Genomic DNA, 1,878 nt, shown 5'->3' with positions numbered 1-1,878 from the left:
GACCGACTTCGGAGCGCTCGGCCCGGCGCCTTGGCGCGACGCCGGCGCCATGGCGGGTGGGACCGGCGCCGACGGCTCGGCCGCGGTCTCCGCCACCAGGTGGCGCGGTGCCTCCGCCCGGACGGCCGGAGGCACGCGCGCGGGTACGGGGATGGCGGGGGCCAGGCCTGCGGGTACGGGGGCGAACGGAGGCACACTCGCGTCTGCGAGGACGGTGGGGATCGCACTCGCAGACGCTGGGGCGGCGAGGGCCGGGCCGGAGACCGGTGCGCCCTCGATGGACAGCCTCGGCAGGATCCGGTCCAGCCAGCCGGGCAGCCACCAGTTCGCCGGGCCCATCAGGTGCATCAGCGCGGGGACCAGGACGGTGCGCAGGACGAACGCGTCGATCGCGACGGCTGCGGCCAGTCCCACGCCGTACTCGGCGATGACCCGCTGGCCGGCGAAGACGAAGGCGGTGAAGACACAGATCATGATCAGGGCGGCGGCGTTGATCAGCCGGCCGGTCTCGGTCTGGCCGATCCGGATCGCGCGGTGGTTGTCACGGGTGTGCTCCCACTCCTCGTGCATACGGCTGACCAGGAAGACCTGGTAGTCCATGGAGAGTCCGAAGAGGATCGCGAGCATGATCAGGGGCAGTTCGGCCTCGACCGGCCCGGCCTTGCCCAGGCCCAGGAGTTCCGAGCCCCATCCCCACTGGAACACGGCCACGACGACCCCGAAGGACGCGGCCGAGGCGAGCAGGTTCATCACGGCGGCGGTCAGCGGCACCAGGATGCTGCGGAACGCGATCATGAGCAGCAGACAGCCGAGTCCGACGATCACCGCGAGGAACAGCGACAGCTTGCCGGTCACTATGTCGGCCAGGTCGGCGGATGCCGCCGTCGGGCCGCCCACGTGGACGGTCAGACCGGTCCCGCGTTCCGCGGCCGGAATGACGTCCTCGCGCAGGTGGGTGACCAGGGTGCTGGTCGCCTTGTCCTGGGGTGCGCTGGTCGGGACCACGTCGATCACGGACAGCCCGCCTGTCGCGCCGCCCGGCCCGACGGCCACCGAGGCCACGCCCGGCGTCTGCCGTACAGCGTGGATCAGGGCCTTCAGGGCGGGACCGTCGCCGGGCGAGCCCTGTTGCGCCACGAGTACCAACGGCCCGTTGGAACCAGGCCCGAAGCCCTTGGCGAGCAGGTCGTAGGCGGCTCTGGTGGTGCTGGCCTTCGGGTCGTTCCCGGCATCGGAGGCGCCCAGGCGCAGGGAGAGCGTGGGCAGCGACAGGGCGGCGACGACCAAGAGCGCGCCCAGGGCGAAGAGCGTCTTGTGGCGTTCGACCCGCTCGGCCCAGCGGCCCCGGCCGTGGGCGTGGAAGGCGTGCGAGACCGGGGAGGTGTGCGAGGCGAGGGCGCGTCGCTGGCGTCGGTTCAGCAACTTGGTGCCGAAGACGCCGAGCAGGGCCGGCACCAGGGTCACCGCCGCGGCCACGGTGAACAGGACGGCGGTGGCGGCGCTGACGCCCATGCCGGTCAGGGGGCCGATGCCCAGCACGAGCAGGCCGAGCAGCGCGGCCACTACGGTGAGGCCGGCGAAGACCACTGCCCGCCCGGAGGTGTTGAGCGCGCGGACCGCCGCCTCCTCGGGCGGCAGGCCCGCTTGCAGGCCGGTCCGGTGGCGGCTGACGATGAACAACGCGTAGTCGATTCCGACACCGAGCCCGATCAGGGCCGCCACCGTGGGGGCGATGCTGCCCAAGGTCATCAGGTGCGAGGTCAGTCCGACGGTGATCAGCCCGGCGCCGAGTGCGGCGATCGCGACGAGCAGGGGCACGAACATGCTCAGGAGCGAGCCGAAGGCGACGAACAGGATGATGCCGGCGGCGGCGATGCC

1 protein-coding gene is annotated in these 1,878 nt (G+C 72.4%); it reads right to left on the bottom strand.

Annotated features, from left to right (window positions below):
- A partial coding sequence (locus AC31A1_RS50775) for an MMPL family transporter (RefSeq protein WP_489659811.1) occupies positions 1–1,878 on the bottom strand: 1,878 nt, incomplete at both ends.

Source organism: Streptomyces sp. P5F9, from assembly GCF_057961495.1.
The sequence above is the reverse complement of the archived record's forward strand: the minus strand, read 5'-3'. Positions and strand labels throughout refer to the sequence as shown.